Here is a 17,348-nt window from a genome sequence, read left to right as displayed (position 1 = left end):
TCATTGTCGTATTCTCTCAGAAAGTTGAGTCTCCGACAATCTCGGGGCGGTTCAGGTGGGCTAGGTTTTTCAGGCTTATATCAACATGTCGATGCTACTCAGCTACGCCTAAGCACTATTCCTCTAGGAATGACACCTATCGCTTATCTATCATTTAATGAACAAGGCTATAGTAAGTATTGTCGCGATTATAAGGAATACTGGCAGTGGGTTGCTAATCGTAATGAATCACGCTATCAAGCTACTATGACTCATGCTAAAGAATACGATGCCAAAAATATGATGCATACGATTCGTCTGCTTGAGGTGGCGTACGATATTGCAATGACTGGAAAAGTAATCGTCAAACGCCCTAATCGTGACGAACTACTCAATATTAAATCAGGTGCACGAGAGTATAATTCGATTTTGACTCAAGCAGATCAATTGAGTGCTAAGATTTTAGAGGCATTTGAAAAAAGCCCTTTACCAGAACAACCCAATGAACAAGCCGCTCTGTCGGCACTGGTTGTAGTAAGAGATCAGTTATATTCAAACGTCAATTAGACTCATTTGTATAGATCGGCTATATCGTCATATCCGCTGGCCATACTAATATATAGCCTGCACCCAGTTTCCTTGTGTCGAAGTTATCTGAACGCAACTATACCGATATAACACCCGGTTACTTAATAAAAAAGCCCAATCCCCTACTTTATAGGGATTGGGCTTTTTACCATGCTAAGTCTATTACCTCACTAGCCTGCGTCTTTACTCTCAGCAGCCAGTTGACGTAGTACATAGTGCAATACACCGCCATGGCGCACGTATTCACGCTCTTTTGGCGTTTGTAATATAACATTGACCTCAAAGTTCTCGGTAGAACCATCGGCACGAGTGGCCGTAACGTTGGCCGTTTTGCTCTCGCCATTGTCTAAACCTGTGATGCTCAATACTTCCGAACCATCCAACTTATAAGTAGCTGCATTTTCACCGTCTTTAAAGGTCAACGGCAATACGCCCATACCCACTAGGTTTGAGCGGTGAATACGCTCGAATGAGCTGGTTAATACGGCTTTTACGCCGAGTAAAATCGTACCTTTGGCTGCCCAGTCGCGGCTGGAACCAGAGCCGTACTCTGCTCCGCCGAGCACGACTAACGGACGCTTGTCTTCTTTGTACTTCATCGCTGCGTCATAAATGGGCATTTCTTCGCCGTCTTGGAGCGTTGCACTATCACCATTGAAATAATAGGTGTAACCGCCCTCTTTACCGCCCATCATAGTGTTTTTGATACGGATGTTGGCAAAAGTACCACGAGTCATAACGGCATCGTTACCGCGACGTGAGCCATAGCTGTTAAAGTCTGCTTCCATCACACCACGCTCCTGCAAGTATTTACCTGCTGGTGAGTCCGGGTCGATATTACCCGCTGGTGAGATATGATCGGTGGTGATCGAGTCACCGAACAGACCTAGGATACGTGCACCTTGGATATCAGGAATACCTTCTGGCTCCATGGTCATACCATCAAAAAACGGTGGGTTCTTGATGTAAGTTGACTCCTCGCTCCACGGATACAACTGGCTATCTGCTGAGCTAATCGCATTCCACGCGGCACTGCCGTCAAACACTTCGCCGTAGTTTTTGCGGAACATATCAGCATCGATGTTATTGGCAATCAACTCATTGATCTCATCAGAGGTCGGCCAAATGTCTTTTAAGTAGACATCATTGCCGTCTTGGTCTTGTGCTAGTGGATGGGTCGTTAGATCAATATCGACCGTACCTGCCAATGCATAAGCTACCACTAGCGGTGGTGATGCCAAATAACTGGCCTTCACATGTGAGTGAATACGACCTTCAAAGTTACGGTTACCTGATAGCACCGCAGCAGCGACCAAGTCGTTTTCTTCAATGCCTTTCTCAATAGCCTCAGGCAGTGGTCCTGAATTACCGATACAAGTTGTACAACCATAACCTACTAGGTAGAAGCCTGTTTTTTCTAACTCATCCATCAAATGGGTTTTTTCTAGATAATCTGTCACCACTTTTGAGCCTGGAGCCAGTGAAGTCTTGACCCATGGTTTGGCTTTTAGACCTTTGGCCGCTGCTTTTTTGGCGACCAAACCCGCACCAATCATTACTGCTGGGTTTGAGGTATTGGTACAAGAAGTAATGGCGGCAATAACTACCGACCCATCTCTCAATTTGTGCTGCTTATCATCGATACTGACAGTCGAAAAGACGTTATTTGCCGGAGCATGCTGAAGATTGTCATCACTTGTATCGACTTCTATCTGTGGTTCAGCAGCCAAATCATCTGCTTGCTCTTGCTCGCCGCCTTCTTGATCAAAGCGTATTTTACCATCCGCTTCTATTTTACGGTCTTTGTTCATCTTCTCTAGCGTTTCGCCAAACTTCTCATGCATATCAGACAGGTTAATACGCTGCTGTGGCAGATTGGGGCCAGCCAATGCTGGTTGTACAGAAGATAAATCCAGCTCTAACTTACTCGAATAAGTCGCCGCTGGTGTATCGGCATCGTGCCATAGGCCTTGCGCCTTGGCATACTGTTCGACCAACTCAATCTGTGCTTCATCACGACCTGATAGACGCAGGTAATCAATCGCCATTTGATCAATTGGGAAAATACCACATGTCGCACCGTACTCTGGTGACATATTGGCAATGGTCGCGCGATCCGCAAGCGGCATACTGTGTAAGCCCTCACCATAAAACTCAACGAACTTACCGACCACGCCATGTGCGCGCAGCATCTCAACCACACGCAGTACCAAATCAGTTGCCGTGACGCCTTCGGTCAGCTTACCTGTCAGCTCAAATCCGACCACTTGTGGAATCAGCATCGATGAAGGTTGACCGAGCATCGCCGCTTCCGCTTCGATACCGCCCACGCCCCAACCAAGCACCCCGATACCATTAATCATAGTGGTGTGACTGTCTGTACCGAAGACGGTGTCAGGATAGGCTGTCAGCTCGCCATCGACATCTGCGGCCATAACCACACGTGCTAAATACTCAAGGTTGACCTGATGCACGATACCCGTTGCTGGCGGTACGACAACGAAGTTTTCAAAGGCGTTACGCCCCCAATGTAGGAACTCATAACGCTCGTTGTTGCGTTTGAATTCAATCTTTTCGTTGAGATCAAGCGCGTCCTCGCGGCCATAAGCATCGACCTGTACAGAGTGGTCAACGACCAGCTCACTAGGAATAAATGGATTGATCTGCTCAGCATTACCGCCAAGCTCGACCACGGCATCACGCATCGCAGCCAAATCAACCACTGAAGGCACACCAGTGAAATCCTGCAAGACCACACGCGCTGGCATAAAGGCAATCTCTTTTGACGCCTCAGCACCTGCATCCCAGTTAGCAACCGCTTCGATATGGTTTTTGCCTACAGACTGACCGCCATCTTCGTTACGTAGTAGGTTTTCTAATACGATTTTCATGCAGAATGGCAGCGTTTTGATATGCTCATAGGTTTCGGTCAGCTTTGGTAGGCTGTAGTAGGCATGTTCCTTGCCATCGACCGTAATCGTGTCTTTTACATCAAAAATATCGCTCATAGTAGCTTCCTTATCATTGTTATATATCCTGAACATAAACGGTTTAACGCTTATGCTGATAATTGGTGGCTAGATAAATCCTTCATCATTGTTTGTTAGAGATAATTGTTTGTTGGAGACAATCGTTACTTGGAATCTGATGCATAAATTCAAACCTTAGATTCAACAATAACGTTCTTTTACCATAACAAAGATGTCGGCCTTTGTTAACGCCTAGACGTAGTCAAATCGTGGCACAATCGTAAACGTAATAAAGGCTTAGATACTCACTGCTGTCTATCGCCCTTATTACTTTGCATTCATTATTTTTTTGCGACGACCACTGCGAAACACATAGTTATCATCGTAAAAGCGCGGATCAATATTGTCTGACCAAAAGTGTGGCACACCTAAAATAGGCAGTGGTGCAAGCTGTTGCGGTTTGACGTCATCGTTTGATAATAATGTATTCATATATTCGGCAACCTTATTATCCAAGCGGCTCATACGCTCAGCTAATGATAAGGCAAAGAACGCTTGTGAAACATGAATGACAATGCTGTGAGCGCATAGAGGTTTGCGTGGATGTATCAGTTGCTCAAGTAAGGCATGACCAAAGATATAGACTGCGGCTTGAGCACTCGAACTTGGTTGTTTTGGATTGTCCCATTGAGCGCGTGGCACCACCAAACTTGCCTGCCAATTAAAGTCAATCAGCGCTTCGCCGATATTTGGATCTACCGTGACGAGCACGGCGCCATTTTCATCAAATACAGTGATAGTATCTCGCACACGCCCTCGACGCTCACTGACTCCTTGTGCTGCTATCTCTAACATATGATAATAATTGAGCAATGCCTTAGTCTTCGGAAACGTCAGCCAAATACTGCCGTTAAATAAATCATGTAAATTATCACGCGTCGGAATATTACCAGTCGTTGCAATAAAACTTTCATACGCCTCACCTTCAGGTAGCGCATCCTGCGAGACAAACTTTAAAGCTTGCACTTGATTGTCTTCAGTCGGCTTGGTAGTAGGTAGAAAGCCCTGCGTCTCTTTCCTCTGCCGATTAATCGCAGTATTTAATATATCAGCGATGACATCTATTAGCGGCTCCTCAATCACCGCACCTGCTATTTCATTTTTTGGTGCTGCTATTGTGCTTAGATTTTGAATGGTTTCACTGATACTACTCAGTTGGTTAAGGTGACACATCCATGGTGATTGCCAATCAATCTCGGCAAAGTCTTTATCAAGCACGGTAGCGCTCTCAACACGGACATCAGAGTCAAGAATGACAGGTAAATCATTAGTGGGCATAAACGCTTTCTCTTAAGGGTTGTCTATATTAAACGTATGAGCGGGCTATGGTATCATGGTGCCCTTTTTTACGACTAGATGAGCCGCTCAAAAGGTCTTTTTGAGCGCGATGGATAAATGAGTTTTTATGGCAAATTTCAACACCCACTTGAACGTTGCATTTATGGTCAGTGGCACGGCGAGTCTAACGGTTTATAAAGCTGGATTGATCAATGACTCGGGGTTTTTAGTGTGCGTGGCACTTGGCACCATCGGTGGGTTGTTACCAGACTTGGATTCGGATAATTCAACACCGATTAAGCTTGGGTTCAACATTACTTCGTTTATTTTCGCCTTTGGTTTAGTCATGCATTGGCGCAGTGAACTGAGTTTATTATCATTGATGGCGTTATGGCTGGTAGGCTATGGCTTTATGCGCTATGTGGTATTTTATGTATTCACCAATATGACGGTGCATCGCGGTGTGATTCACTCCGTTCCTTATATGGCAATACTCGGACTGGGATTAACTTATCTCAATTATTTTGTACTACAGTTGCCACTAACGACCAGCTGGTTTTATGGTTTGTTTTTATTTGGTGGGGCTATGGTACATTTAACCCTAGATGAGCTTTATAGCGTTAACTTATCCAATATGAAAATGAAGCGCTCATCAGGTACTGCGATGAAGTTTTATCAGCATGATGATAAATGGTGGTACTGTCTACTGTACATTATCCTTTTGTTGCTGCTGTATGTTGCCCCGCCTTTTGAGCCTTTTTGGCAACAGCTACGTGATCCAGCACCTTGGGCACAGCTCAAAGTCGGTATGCTGCCTGATATGATAGAGAGTATGCGGCGTTAAAATCTGACAATGTTATAGTCAATCCACTATAAAATAAATGCAGCTATACGGATTAGATTTGCGCAGCCTCTGTCTGCGTAGGCACAGCAAGCAAGACAAATTTAACCCGTATCGTATGGTTATATCTCTTTTATTTAGGACTAACTATATAAACTACAGAACCAAATCCCGAAAAAACCTTGAGTAAAATATGCAACCTTCCCTACAGACTTGCCCTTGCCAAATCAATCCAGCATCAACATCGGTAGGCTCAACGCCACTATCCTATCAAGACTGCTGTCAGCCTTATCATGATGCTTTTTATAATGACAAAATTGATCAGGTAGATGGTATGAGCGCAGAGACAGCCGAGCGGCTCATGCGGTCGCGCTATAGTGCATTTGTGTTGGTAAAACCAGATTACATTGTAAAAACCACCGTACCTGCACAGCAAGCATTACTTGACGTACAGTCGATTGAGAGTTGGGCAAAAGAAACGGACTGGGCAGGACTAGAGATTGTAAAACACACCCCAAAGCTTGGTAAACGGCACGCGCAAGTTGAGTTTAAAGCCTATTTTAAGACGCCAAATGAATTACAGACGCATCATGAGCTATCTGCCTTTGTAAAGGTAAAAAGCAAGGCTGATAACGATGCGCGCTGGTACTTTTTAGATCCGACGGTTGCGATGACTATCACGCAAAAGCAACCGTGTATTTGCGGGTCTGGTGAGAAGTTTAAGCGGTGTTGTGGAGGTTACATTTAAATAGTATCAGATGTTTATCACTTCCTAAACACTCGCCCCGACCGCGCGTGCAATCGCAATCCCTTCATCAATCGTCAAAAACTTGCGCTGGCTTGGACTGTCTTGATAAATGACATCACCATCTTGAAATATTAGGCACTCATTTACCGCTAACTGTTGCCACTTCTCATTTTCAGTCAATGGTACGGTGACCAAAATAGTGACTTTGTCCGTATCTGTGGTCACATCACCAAAGTTAATCGCCATATCATCATCAGCCAGTTTTGCTTCACCAAATGGCGCTTTACGCGTAAGATAAAACAATAAACTACCCGCATAAGCCAGCTGCCACTTGCCATTTGATATCAAACAATTAAATAGTCCATTAGCAGATAGATAACGGCATTGTGTGGTCAAAAAGTTAAACAATGTCTTGTCGTCAGGACGCGACTTAAAGCTGCTCTTTAGGCGATTAACCAAATAACAAAAGGCCATCTCTGAGTCAGTTGAGCCGACGGGCTGACAATGTGAGGCATTGCCATTGTCCTGCAGACGCTGACAGCGTTTAATGAACTCGCTATTCATCTGACCGTTGTGCGCAAACACCCACTGCTCACCCCATACCTCACGCACAAACGGATGGGTATTGGCCAAGCAGTTCTGTCCTTGCGTCGCTTTACGAATATGCGCAATGACGTTCATGGCTTTGATTGGGTAGTTATTGACCAAATCAGCGACTGGTGACAAATGGCTTGGGCGATTGTCATGAAACAAACGCAGCCCCGTTGAATCATTTACCGTTTCGTCATTATTCACACAGTCACTACGCTCAAAGAACGCAATACCAAAACCATCTTCATGACTGTCCGTCATGCCGCCACGCTTGCGAAACCCTGCAAAGCTAAAGCCAATATCCGTTGGAGTATTACAGTTCATTCCTAAGAGTTGACACATTTAATCGTTACCACCATTGTTATTATTGAGCGCATCAAAGTCAGCATCACTCATTTCATCAAGCAGCGCTGCACCATCAGTTGGTATGGTATCCAAAATACGCTGAGCTTCTGCTAAATCCGTATCTTGTACCCATAGCACCGCGCCTGAGTTCATGCCTGGGATACTACTTAACGCTTGCATCGATACCGTAATGTTGTTATTTCTCAGCAAATTGGCATGCAACTCGCCCTGCATATTGGTATCAAAGCGTGCCAGTTTGTGCCAGTTATCAACTTGATCAGTCATGGGTTCACCTCTGAGGTTTTGGTGCTAAATTTTAGTACTGGATGCTGGTACAAAAATAAGTGAATCAGTAATACTTACGGTAATTGATCTAGCTTATATTCTTTGATAGCAGACTCACTACTATTTAATGTGTCCTGCGCTTGCTCGGCTTGCGTGATGTTGCTAAACACACCGACAATTTGATTGTCCTGCTTATTTAATAATACAAATACCGTATTTTGCGATTTTTCGACATGCGCCCAATGGTAAGCGGCCAAACGTTTCATCAAGTCAGGGTTTTTGACCATGATATTATCGCCTGTACGCCCTTCGGTACGGTTGTAATGAATCACATTTAGACGCAATAACCAAAAAATCACTGCCGCTTTTGCTAGCATTACAGGTAGCGCACGTTTTTCATCTTCGCTCATTGCGCGCTTGGCTTCATACCCCTGTAAAAACGCTACCATTTTACTACGATCAAAATGAACTCGTTCATCTTGCTCGGCATCGCCCCAAGTCGTACAAAAGTCATTGATAGTAATGGCAATATCCATCACATAATGTTCGACACTGACTTCGGTAAAATCTAACAAGCCCGTTAATTGCTCCTCACCTTTTTGTAAGTTCCATAGCGTGTTGTCAGCAAACATATCCAAATGACATAAGCCTTTTGGCAAAGTTTCAAGCGGTAAATTGCGGTAAGACTGCCAAATATCACTCATCAACTTGGCTTCATCACCTGGCATAAACTGCATTTCACGGTCACGTACATCGCTCCATGGATATAAAGGCACGCCATATTGCTCAGCAGGCTGTAGCGCTTGCAATGTTTCATGCAGCATCGCTAGTGCTGCACCGATATCATGACACATCGCTGGCGTGGTTTGCTCAGGATGCGAGCCAGCTAGACAGGGAACCAAGGTGATTGCTTTGTTTTCGTAATGAATAACATAGCTGTTCTCACTGTTTGTATTAGCATCAGCGGTATCAGATTCAATCACAGCCAATGGCGCGGCTACCGGTAGCTTGCCATCTAATTGATTGAGGATAATCGCCATTTTTTCGATATCAGCGGGTGGACGCTCTTCAAATAACGTCAACACGTAAGAGTATGCACCATCTACATCGTCAGTTGTTTGAATAAACCAGTTTGAGTTTTTTATGCCTTGGGTAATCGGAATGGCACGCACAAATGATACGCCAAAGCTTTGGCAAAAGGCGGCAAACTGGTCATCGGTTAACTGGGTATAGACGGACATGACATCTCACTTTTGGCAATTAAATAAAAAGTTAAATAAAATAAATTTAAGCGGCAATCACAGTAATTGTAACGCGTATAAGCAAACTATGGCGAAAAGCATAATAATCTTACGAAAACCTGCCTGAAACGGCGGGGTTTTTGCTAGACTAGCGCCTATAGAATGAATTGATTATAAGGTGAAAGACCCTATGTTAGCAAAGCGTATCATCCCTTGTTTGGACGTGGACAACGGCCGTGTGGTCAAAGGCGTACAATTTGTCGATATCAAAGACGCAGGCGATCCTGTCGAAGTGGCCAAACGCTACAATGAACAAGGCGCTGATGAGATTACTTTTTTGGACATTACGGCGACCAACGATGAGCGTGACACTACTTATCATACTGTCGAGCGTATGGCCGAGACCGTATTCGTCCCGCTCACCGTCGGCGGTGGCGTGCGTAAAATCGCAGATATCCGCAACTTGCTCAATGCTGGCGCAGATAAAGTGGCGATTAACTCAGCCGCCGTGTTTACTCCGGAGTTCGTTGGCGAAGCCGCGCAGAAATTCGGTAACCAATGCATCGTCGTGGCTATCGATGCCAAACGCGTCGCTGATATCAATGTGAATGGCATTATCGTACCACGTTGGGAAATCTTCACTCACGGTGGTCGTAAGCCAACGGGGATTGATGCGGTGGCTTGGGCCAAAAAGATGACTGATCTGGGTGCAGGTGAATTATTGGTCACCTCAATGGACGGCGATGGCACCAAAAAAGGCTATGACTTAGCATTAATGAAACAAATCACCAATCAAGTGAACATACCTGTTATCGCCTCGGGCGGTGTTGGTAACTTACAACACTTGGCCGAAGGTGTACTAGAAGGCGGTGTCGATGCAGTGCTTGCCGCCAGCATATTTCACTTTGGTGAGTACACAGTGCAAGAAGCCAAAGAATATATGGCAGCGCAAGGTATACAAATGCGTCTTTAGTACGCTTGTAAAACACAAATAAAACAGAAAAAAATGTTATCATAGCGCTAACCACTTATTTTTGTTCAATTAACTGCTGGCGTCGTTGACTACAGCGATTGATTACCATGGTTAATTAACAAGCCAAATAATCAAACTTATTATTTGAACGTATCTATTATAGTTAATCGCTCATTTATACTTACTCCTATATTTATATTAAAAGCCCATTAGGCAAAGGATTTTTTATGTCAAATTTACAACAGCAGCGCAATGATGTGACCCATATCGATGGCAACCTACATCAAAACAAAGACGTCCGTATCGGTATCGTGGTCGGTCGTTTCAATGGTTTTGTCGTTGAGTCATTAGTAGATGGTGCTATCGATGCATTGCTTCGTCATGGCGTATTAGGCAGCAATATTACTGTTGTTCGTGTGCCTGGTGCCTTTGAATTACCATTGGTTGCCCAGCGCGCTGCTGAGTCTGATCGCTTTGATGCCATTGTTGCTTTGGGCGCGATTATCCGTGGTAGCACGCCGCATTTTGATTTTGTTGCAAACGAATCAGCCAAAGGTTTAAGCGCTGTCGCGATGGATTACAATATCCCAGTCGCAAACGGCGTATTAACCACTGATAGCATCGAGCAAGCGATTGAACGTGCTGGTACCAAAGCTGGTAACAAAGGCTCAGAAGCGGCGATGGTGGTAATAGAAATGCTTGCCGTGCTGTCACAGCTAGATATTGATGATGATATCGATGACGCGTAATTTTGTTGCTCTCTAAATAGAGATGCAGACTAGACAGATACAGAACCATACTGTTTATGAATTTAATTGGGGTTATTGCTATAGCCCTGATTAGTTACATTAAATATTTAACTTAAGTGTTTAACTCAAATGCTTAAATTAAATATTTAACCTCAGCACTTAATTTAAGTATTTAGCTTAAGTACTGAACTTAAGTGCTTAGCTTCAGCATTTAAACCAAGCTCCAAAACTGACTGGTAATACGTACCAGCCGACCACTATTTAACATTCTATCTCAAAACTCAGGTATTGACCCCTTATGACCGACCAACTCAAACACGCCATTAATGCTGCAAAAACCGCACAAACCAATGATCAACAAGCGGAAGCTACCCGTATAGCGAGCAGCAGTGCGGGTGATCAAACCTTCGATATGAATGAGTCTTCTTATAAGACCAGTCACACTGCTATCCGCAAAGCACGCCGTTTTGCCATGCAAGGCCTATATGAATGGTTGGTCACAGATCGCCGTTTTGATATAGATGGCAAGCTTGGTTGGAAAGCCAATGCCCCCCATGATATCGCAGCCCGTACGCGCGCGACCAATGCGATGCATACCGTACACATTGGCTATTATCACGAAATGATGCGTGATATTCCAGAGCAAATCGAAGATTTAGATGCGCTCATTACTCAGCATTTGGATCGCGACATCAATAAGTTAGACACGGTTGAACACGCTATTTTGTTGATTGGTGCTTACGAGCTTAAAAACCGTTTAGAGATTCCATATAAAGTCGTTCTAGATGAGGCGATGAAACTGAATAATCACTTCGGTGCCACTGACGCCCATAAACTGATTAATGCAGTATTAGACAAGATGGCGGTTGAACTACGTGCAACTGAAGTGGCATCAGACAGCAAAGCCAACTCACGCACTTCACAAAAAGCCTCTGCTAAACCTGTCGTAAAGACAACTACTGAAGTAGATAGTAGTGTCGATTTGGAATCAATTGAAGACAAACCAACCGCTTCAAACAAGCCACGTATCAGTGCAAATAACGCCAGTGTTAAACGCAATAGCGCGAGTAAAGCCAGTGCAAATATCAGTAACTTTAAAGCGAACAAGAAAAACGCTGACGATGCCAAAAACCAAGACTAACTATGAATGAATTTGAGCTGATTGAGCGTATATTCGTCCAAATGCAGGCCAAGCAGCCATTATCAGACTATGTCGAAAAAGGCATTGGTGATGATGCAGCGGTGACAGCACTGCCTGTGGGCGCACGCTTGGTCAGCTGTATTGACACATTGGTTCAAGGTCGGCATTTTAGCGCTGACTGGCAACAAATCAACGAATTGGCATTTGCGATTGGTTATAAAACTGTCGCTGTCAATGTCTCAGACATCGCTGCGATGGGCGCAACCCCGCATAGTATTTTATTGGCATTAGCGTTACCACATAGACTTGCCCATGAGAAATGGCTCACCGAATTTGCCAAAGGTCTGTTCCATGCCTGCCAGCTATTTGGTGTGACGTTGATTGGTGGCGACACCACACGCAGTGATAACTTAGTGCTGAGTGTCAGTGCGCAAGGACTGCTAGCCGCAGATACGCCAGCCGTGTATCGCTCAGGCGCGCAAGTGGGTGATAAGGTCTATGTATCAGGGACACTTGGTGATGCCAATTATGCGCTATTGCATCCCAACAACGCTCAAGGTATCGAGCTGGCTCATAGATTACATATGCCCACACCGCGTGTCACTTTGGGCGCTGAGTTAGCCAAAGTGGGCGCAACAGCGATGATAGATATCTCTGATGGTTTGTATCAAGATTTAGGGCATATATGTCAACAAAGCGCGGTCGGCATACGCCTAAACGTAGAGCACTTGCCAGCCAGTCACTCACTCGCTACCATTGATTTATCTGAGCGCGTGCTATGCCAATTAACAGGCGGTGATGATTACGAATTGGCATTTACCTTGCCGCCTCATATCACGCCACCTATCAATAGCAGCGACACGCTAGTGACTTGTATCGGTGAAGTGGTTGCGCTGCCTGATACTTCGCTATCCAACACGGCTCTATCCAATCAGGCAGGCAGTGCGACTCCTTTACGTCCTACGCTTTATTATCAAGGGCAGCCTATTACGCCAATAAATCCAGCACCATTTACCACATGGCCCAATCTTACTGGTTACCAACATTTTGCAGGTTGACCCATGACTGATCACGATCTCTCTAAACCCGATATTCGTAAAGCCAATGATTGCCCACCGCTACCAGAAAACGCCACCTCGATTGACCGTGTGGTCTATTGGCTTGGGCTTGGTTTGGGCAGTGGTCTACCCCGCCGTGCTCCTGGTACTTGGGGAACCGTTGGTGGCTTAATCGCCGCCATACCACTGCTAAGCCTGGGCTTCGTGCCATTCCTAATTATTACCATTCTGTCCTGTCTGGTTGGTAACGAGATATGCGGTCGCACATCGGATCTGATGGGCGGGCATGATAACCCGCATATCGTTTGGGATGAATGGGCGGGTATCTGGATTACGCTGCTACCTTTGTCTTATATGGGCGCGGCCGACACGAATTTTTGGCAACACATCTCACAACCCTCTTCTATCATTGCCATCCTGATTGCCTTTGTTCTATTCCGGTTCTTTGACATCATCAAACCGCCACCAATTGGCTGGGCGGACAAAAAAGTCGCTGGTGGTCTGGGTATCATGCTCGACGATATTATCGCTGGTATTATGGCGGCGATCGTGTGGGTGCTTGTGATGCTTATCCTACCTTTTTAATGAAAATACAGTATGTTTAGGAGATGTCCTAATAGACATAAGGTATAAATCTGACAGATTTTTTGGGTTTATATGTACTTTTACTACCTTATATGCTAATTATTGAATATAATTTACAAAGCCTGCACATTACCGTATTTTTCTGAACAAATATTTGCGTTATACTCAGGTATTATAATTTGTTACATTTATAAGGTTATTATGACTTCTCCTCTCTCTGTAATCATCCTCGCTGCCGGTAAAGGCACGCGTATGCAGTCGGCTAAGCCAAAAGTGCTTCAGACATTGGCTGGTAAATCGTTATTAGGCCATGTACTAGATACTTGTCATAAAATGACGGTTGATGAGACCATCGTCGTTCATGGTTTTGGCGGCGAGCAAGTGAAGTCAGAAATTACTGACCAATACTCACAGTCATCCATCACTTGGGTGGCCCAGACAGAACAACTGGGCACTGGACATGCGGTAAAAGTGACGCTGTCTGACTTGCCAAAAGACGGACAAAGTTTGATTCTATATGGTGATGTGCCTTTGGTAAGTGCTCAGACGTTAGCCGCCTTGAGATCGGCAAACACCAACGGTATGTCTATGCTGACGTTGACAGTGGACAATCCATTTGGTTTGGGTCGTATCAAACGAGATCACGTCGGTAACATCATGGCCATCGTTGAACAAAAAGATGCCGATACTGACGAGCAGCAGATTCGAGAAATTAATAGCGGTATTTACTGCGTCGATAATGCCCTACTTCACAAATACCTACCTAAGCTCTCTAACGACAACGCACAACAAGAATACTATCTGACCGATATTGTCAAAATGGCCGTCGCTGATGGTATTACGATTGCCGCGATTGAGCCTGAGCATACCTTTGAGATTGAAGGCGTCAATAATCGCCAACAGCTAGCCAGTCTAGAACGAACTTGGCAGGGCAAAATAGTCGCTGACTTACAAGAAGCTGGCGTACAGTTCGCCGATCCTACCCGTGTCGATATCCGTGGTACGCTAACGGCAGGTCAAGACGTGTTTATCGATGTTGGCGTCGTATTCGAGGGTGACTGCACCTTGGGAGACAATGTCTATATTGAGGCAGGCTGTGTTATTAAACACTCACAGCTGGGCAATGCCTGCTATATCAAGCCATACTGCGTTATTGATCATGCCGAGGTCGGTGCTGGTGTCGATATTGGCCCATTTGCCCACCTGCGTCCTGAGACCGTATTGTCTGATAACAGTAAAATTGGTAATTTTGTCGAAATCAAAAAATCAACCATCGGTCACGGTAGCAAGGTAAACCACTTAAGCTACGTCGGCGATGCCACCGTCGGAACGGGTGTCAATATAGGTGCTGGCGTGATTACTTGTAATTATGATGGTGCCAACAAGTCGCAAACCACCATTGAAGACAATGCCTTTATCGGCTCAAATGCCAGCTTGGTAGCGCCAGTGACGATTGGTGATACAGCGACGGTTGCAGCTGGCTCTGTCATTACTAAAAACGTGGATGCTAGCGCATTGGCTTTTGGTCGCGCTCGGCAAACGCAGAAAAATGACTTTCAACGACCTACTAAAAAATAGTCGCTTTGTTAAAAATTAGGTCAATCATCGTATTCTTGAACACACTTAAGCAGCGCGACAATTTTTGTGGTGCTGCTTAATTATATTTATAGCGCTATAAAGTGAATGGCTTACCAGTCAACCATATTATTGATGGATACAGCAGCTATATATAGAAAAGTGACAATCTAAAAACACCTAAAAACATCAAAAATCAAACTTAAGGAATAGCCATGTGCGGAATTGTAGGGGCAGTTGCTGAACGTAATATCGCCAACATCTTACTCGAAGGTCTTAAACGTCTGGAATACAGAGGCTATGATTCTGCGGGCTTGACTGTCATCCGTAATGGTGAGCTACATCGTGAACGCCAAGTCGGTAAGGTACAAGAATTGGTCAATGCAGTCGCCGTAAACCCTGAGTTTTTCGACGGTCATATCGGTATTGCTCATACTCGCTGGGCAACTCATGGCGAACCTGCGCAGCGTAATGCCCATCCACACATCTCAGGTAAAGTCGCTGTCGTACATAACGGTATCGTCGAAAACTATGCTGAACTCAAAGAAGATCTCATCGCGAAAGGCTATGAGTTTACCTCACAGACAGATACCGAGGTGGTTGCGCATCTCATTAATGACATTTATCAAGACACATCAGATCTATTAGAGGCTGTGCGCAAGGTTATTCCGTTATTACATGGTGCATTTGCCCTTGGTGTCGTACATATTGACTGTCCAGATGAGCTGATTACGGTGCGCCTGGGCTCACCGCTAGTGATCGGTGTGGGTATCGGCGAAAACTTCATCGCATCAGATCAGTTGGCACTGTTGCCAGTTACCAACCGTTTTATGTATTTAGAAGAAGGTGATATCGCCAGACTAACTCGCAAAACGATTCAAGTTTATGCTGATGGTGTCGAGGTCAAACGACAAGTTCATGAAATTGATGCGGCACAACACAATGCCGATAAAGGTGAATTTAAGCATTATATGCTCAAGGAAATCTATGAGCAGCCAGATGCCGTCGCTCGTACGATTGAGATGGCCGTCGACAAGAGTGAAACCTCTAAGTTACGCGATGATTTTTTGCAGCGTCACGAAGCGCAGCTATCGGGTGTTCGTAATGTACAAGTTATCGCTTGTGGCACCAGCTATCACTCAGGGCTGGTCGCAAAATACTGGTTTGAGAGCCTAAACCGTATTCCTTGTTCAGTTGAAGTCGCGAGTGAGTTCCGTTATCGCAACCCAGTCGTGGTTGATAACACATTAGTTATCTGTATTTCTCAATCTGGTGAAACGGCTGACACCCTGTCTGCGCTCCGTGATATTCAAAAGCATACGCCAACAGGTCTGGTCAGCTTAGCATTGTGTAACGTCCCTACCTCATCACTGGTACGCGAAACAGATATCTTTTTACCGACGCTCGCAGGACCCGAAATCGGTGTCGCTTCGACCAAAGCCTTTACTGCGCAGCTTATTGCTCTAATGCTATTAGTGCTCAAAGTTGGTGACGTACAGCAGCGCATGACTGGTGAGCGTTTGAGCACGATGCTTGCAGAGATACAACGACTACCTGGTCAGCTACATGCCAGCTTGAACCTTGATGCCTCAATCAATACCATGAGTGAGCGCTTTGAGGACAAAAAAAGCTGCCTGTTCTTAGGTCGCGGATTACAGTTCCCTATTGCACTAGAAGGCGCACTCAAGCTTAAAGAAATTTCTTACATTCATGCCGAAGGCTATGCTGCCGGTGAGCTCAAACACGGTCCATTAGCACTCGTCGATAAAGACATGCCCATCGTCGTGCTGGCACCAAAAGACAGCATGTATGACAAGCTCAAAGCCAACATGCAAGAGGTTCATGCCCGCCATGGTGAGTTGTTTGTATTCGCTGGTGAATCAAGCAAGATGGTTGCAGAAGATCGCTTACATGTCGTCTACGTGCCCGATGTCTGTGAGACGTTAGCCCCTATTGTTTATAGCATCCCTGTACAGCTGCTGTCCTACCATGTCGCCGTCATGCGTGGTACGGATGTCGATCAGCCCAGAAATCTGGCCAAGAGTGTCACGGTAGAATAATTTAGCTTAAAAAATGACAGAAATTGTACTAGAGTAATAAAGATGCATACTAAGTAATATAGTTTCATCCTGAGTAATAAAGTATCATCCTATTGGCTCATGTATTAACCCCTGCTACTATTTAGTAAAACAGTAGCAGGGGTTTTTTATGCTCCTTAGATTAACACATGAAGTGCAATACCAAATGCAAGGTGAAAAAAAGACCTAGATGCGCTAGCATCAAAGTTTTTATCCACCGACCAAAGTGAGATTGCAACCATGAGCTATACACATCTAAGCCTA

15 protein-coding genes are annotated in these 17,348 nt (G+C 45.0%); 10 read left to right on the top strand and 5 right to left on the bottom strand.

Annotated elements, in window-relative coordinates; genetic code table 11:
• Positions 1-546: hypothetical protein (locus tag EI164_RS08995; RefSeq protein WP_225739197.1), on the top strand; the 546-nt coding region annotated here is incomplete at its 5' end.
• A 191-nt stretch (positions 547-737) separates the two neighbouring features.
• On the opposite strand, the gene acnA is transcribed toward EI164_RS08995, so the two are convergent.
• Both acnA and EI164_RS08985 read right to left on the bottom strand, forming a co-directional pair.
• The gene (gene acnA, locus EI164_RS08990) at positions 738-3,575 is read right to left on the bottom strand and encodes an aconitate hydratase AcnA (protein WP_192519637.1); all 2,838 of its coding nucleotides are present in this window, start codon (positions 3,573-3,575) and stop codon (positions 738-740) included.
• A gap of 288 nt (positions 3,576-3,863) precedes the next feature.
• Positions 3,864-4,874 (bottom strand): DUF3025 domain-containing protein, encoded by a 1,011-nt coding sequence (locus EI164_RS08985; protein ID WP_192519636.1) that lies wholly within the window; start codon positions 4,872-4,874, stop codon positions 3,864-3,866.
• 127 nt (positions 4,875-5,001) lie between these two features.
• Between EI164_RS08985 and EI164_RS08980 the strand changes: the two genes are divergently transcribed.
• Positions 5,002-5,718, top strand: coding sequence for a metal-dependent hydrolase (locus tag EI164_RS08980; protein ID WP_192519635.1), 717 nt, complete (start codon positions 5,002-5,004; stop codon positions 5,716-5,718).
• A gap of 190 nt (positions 5,719-5,908) precedes the next feature.
• A complete protein-coding gene (locus tag EI164_RS08975) occupies positions 5,909-6,463 on the top strand; it encodes a YchJ family protein (RefSeq protein ID WP_192519634.1) in 555 nt (184 codons plus the stop codon).
• Positions 6,464-6,487: 24 nt separating this feature from the next.
• On the opposite strand, the gene EI164_RS08970 is transcribed toward EI164_RS08975, so the two are convergent.
• The 3 genes from EI164_RS08970 to EI164_RS08960 all read right to left on the bottom strand — a co-directional run bounded on the left by EI164_RS08970 (position 6,488) and on the right by EI164_RS08960 (position 8,925).
• The gene (locus tag EI164_RS08970) at positions 6,488-7,396 is read right to left on the bottom strand and encodes a class II glutamine amidotransferase (RefSeq protein WP_192519633.1); all 909 of its coding nucleotides are present in this window, start codon (positions 7,394-7,396) and stop codon (positions 6,488-6,490) included.
• Positions 7,397-7,684, bottom strand: coding sequence for a hypothetical protein (locus tag EI164_RS08965; protein WP_225739196.1), 288 nt, complete (start codon positions 7,682-7,684; stop codon positions 7,397-7,399).
• A 74-nt stretch (positions 7,685-7,758) separates the two neighbouring features.
• Positions 7,759-8,925, bottom strand: coding sequence for a homoserine kinase (locus tag EI164_RS08960; RefSeq protein WP_192519632.1), 1,167 nt, complete (start codon positions 8,923-8,925; stop codon positions 7,759-7,761).
• Between the two features lie 190 nt (positions 8,926-9,115).
• On the opposite strand from EI164_RS08960, the gene hisF reads away from it, so the two are divergent.
• The 7 genes from hisF to glmS all read left to right on the top strand — a co-directional run bounded on the left by hisF (position 9,116) and on the right by glmS (position 17,066).
• On the top strand, positions 9,116-9,898 hold the full coding sequence (hisF, locus tag EI164_RS08955; RefSeq protein WP_192519631.1) for an imidazole glycerol phosphate synthase subunit HisF: 783 nt from the start codon (positions 9,116-9,118) through the stop codon (positions 9,896-9,898).
• A gap of 227 nt (positions 9,899-10,125) precedes the next feature.
• Entirely contained in the window at positions 10,126-10,647 is a 522-nt protein-coding gene (gene ribE, locus EI164_RS08950; protein ID WP_192519630.1) for a 6,7-dimethyl-8-ribityllumazine synthase, read from the top strand.
• Between the two features lie 298 nt (positions 10,648-10,945).
• The gene (gene nusB / locus EI164_RS08945; RefSeq protein WP_225739195.1) at positions 10,946-11,788 is read left to right on the top strand and encodes a transcription antitermination factor NusB; all 843 of its coding nucleotides are present in this window, start codon (positions 10,946-10,948) and stop codon (positions 11,786-11,788) included.
• Positions 11,789-11,790: 2 nt separating this feature from the next.
• Entirely contained in the window at positions 11,791-12,846 is a 1,056-nt protein-coding gene (gene thiL, locus EI164_RS08940) for a thiamine-phosphate kinase (RefSeq protein WP_192519629.1), read from the top strand.
• A 3-nt stretch (positions 12,847-12,849) separates the two neighbouring features.
• A complete protein-coding gene (locus tag EI164_RS08935; protein WP_192519628.1) occupies positions 12,850-13,431 on the top strand; it encodes a phosphatidylglycerophosphatase A in 582 nt (193 codons plus the stop codon).
• 201 nt (positions 13,432-13,632) lie between these two features.
• The gene (glmU, locus tag EI164_RS08930) at positions 13,633-15,009 is read left to right on the top strand and encodes a bifunctional UDP-N-acetylglucosamine diphosphorylase/glucosamine-1-phosphate N-acetyltransferase GlmU (RefSeq protein ID WP_192519627.1); all 1,377 of its coding nucleotides are present in this window, start codon (positions 13,633-13,635) and stop codon (positions 15,007-15,009) included.
• A 212-nt stretch (positions 15,010-15,221) separates the two neighbouring features.
• Positions 15,222-17,066: a glutamine--fructose-6-phosphate transaminase (isomerizing) gene (gene glmS, locus EI164_RS08925; protein ID WP_192519626.1), complete on the top strand. Its 1,845-nt coding sequence runs from the start codon at positions 15,222-15,224 to the stop codon at positions 17,064-17,066.
• The last annotated feature ends 282 nt before the right edge of the window (positions 17,067-17,348 follow it).

It is taken from the genome of Psychrobacter sp. FME13, from assembly GCF_014861395.1.
Taxonomy (GTDB): Bacteria; Pseudomonadota; Gammaproteobacteria; order Pseudomonadales; family Moraxellaceae; genus Psychrobacter.
This window is presented reverse-complemented; position numbering and strand designations above follow the sequence as displayed.

Bases quoted from the DNA above. Each gene is read 5' to 3' on its own strand.
- EI164_RS08975 (WP_192519634.1), top strand. From the start codon at position 5,909: ATGCAACCTTCCCTACAGACTTGCCCTTGCCAAATCAATCCAGCATCA.
- glmU (WP_192519627.1), top strand. From the start codon at position 13,633: ATGACTTCTCCTCTCTCTGTAATCATCCTCGCTGCCGGTAAAGGCACG.
- hisF (WP_192519631.1), top strand. From the start codon at position 9,116: ATGTTAGCAAAGCGTATCATCCCTTGTTTGGACGTGGACAACGGCCGT.
- EI164_RS08935 (WP_192519628.1), top strand. From the start codon at position 12,850: ATGACTGATCACGATCTCTCTAAACCCGATATTCGTAAAGCCAATGAT.
- EI164_RS08980 (WP_192519635.1), top strand. From the start codon at position 5,002: ATGGCAAATTTCAACACCCACTTGAACGTTGCATTTATGGTCAGTGGC.
- ribE (WP_192519630.1), top strand. From the start codon at position 10,126: ATGTCAAATTTACAACAGCAGCGCAATGATGTGACCCATATCGATGGC.
- EI164_RS08985 (WP_192519636.1), bottom strand. From the start codon at position 4,874: ATGCCCACTAATGATTTACCTGTCATTCTTGACTCTGATGTCCGTGTT.
- acnA (WP_192519637.1), bottom strand. From the start codon at position 3,575: ATGAGCGATATTTTTGATGTAAAAGACACGATTACGGTCGATGGCAAG.
- nusB (WP_225739195.1), top strand. From the start codon at position 10,946: ATGACCGACCAACTCAAACACGCCATTAATGCTGCAAAAACCGCACAA.
- EI164_RS08965 (WP_225739196.1), bottom strand. From the start codon at position 7,684: ATGACTGATCAAGTTGATAACTGGCACAAACTGGCACGCTTTGATACC.
- EI164_RS08970 (WP_192519633.1), bottom strand. From the start codon at position 7,396: ATGTGTCAACTCTTAGGAATGAACTGTAATACTCCAACGGATATTGGC.
- glmS (WP_192519626.1), top strand. From the start codon at position 15,222: ATGTGCGGAATTGTAGGGGCAGTTGCTGAACGTAATATCGCCAACATC.
- EI164_RS08960 (WP_192519632.1), bottom strand. From the start codon at position 8,925: ATGTCCGTCTATACCCAGTTAACCGATGACCAGTTTGCCGCCTTTTGC.
- thiL (WP_192519629.1), top strand. From the start codon at position 11,791: ATGAATGAATTTGAGCTGATTGAGCGTATATTCGTCCAAATGCAGGCC.